This is a genomic window from Pseudonocardia sp. EV170527-09, from assembly GCF_008369905.1.
Lineage (GTDB): Bacteria > Actinomycetota > Actinomycetes > Mycobacteriales > Pseudonocardiaceae > Pseudonocardia.
Window position 1 is genome coordinate 1 of sequence record NZ_VRMC01000302.1, and the last position, 599, is coordinate 599.

At 67.3% G+C, this 599-nt stretch carries 1 protein-coding gene; it reads right to left on the reverse strand.

Features of this window, described 5'->3' with window-relative positions; genetic code table 11:
* Positions 1-42 precede the first annotated feature (42 nt).
* Positions 43-599 (reverse strand): IS3 family transposase (locus tag FVA95_RS29235; RefSeq protein WP_149666933.1); only part of this gene is annotated, 557 nt, incomplete at its 5' end.

Below are 599 nucleotides of genomic sequence, written 5' to 3' on the forward strand. Positions count from 1 at the left end.
GGGACTGCCCCGAGTTCGGTTGACCCGATCTCGGTAGGTGGGTCAGGCCGCGTGGGCGGTGTTGAGCAGTGTCTCGAACTCGACCGGGGTGAGACGTCCGAGGGCTTGTTGGCGGCGTCGGCGGTGGTAGGTGGTCTCGATCCAGGACACGATCGCCAGTCGGAGTTCGGTCCGGGTGTTCCAGCGCCGGCGGTTGAGCACGTTCTTCTGCAGCAGGCTGAAGAACGACTCCATTGCGGCGTTGTCGGCGCAGGTGCCGACCCGTCCCATTGAGCCCCGCAGCCGGGAGCTGCGGAGTTCTCGCTGGTAGGCGTGTGATCGGAATTGACTGCCGCGGTCGGAGTGGACCACGGTCGGGGCGAGGGCTCCACGTTGATTCACGGCGTTGCGCAGGGCGTTGACTGCCAGCGCCGAGGTCATGCGGGCGTCGATGGAGTAGCCCACGATCCGTTTCGAGCAGGCGTCCTTGACTGCGCAGAGGTAGAGCTTGCCCTCGCCGGTGGGGTGTTCGGTGATGTCGGTGAGCCACAGCTGGTTGGGCCGGGTCGCGGTGAACTCGCGGCGGACGAGGTCGTCGTGCACCGGCGGTCCGGGTCGGC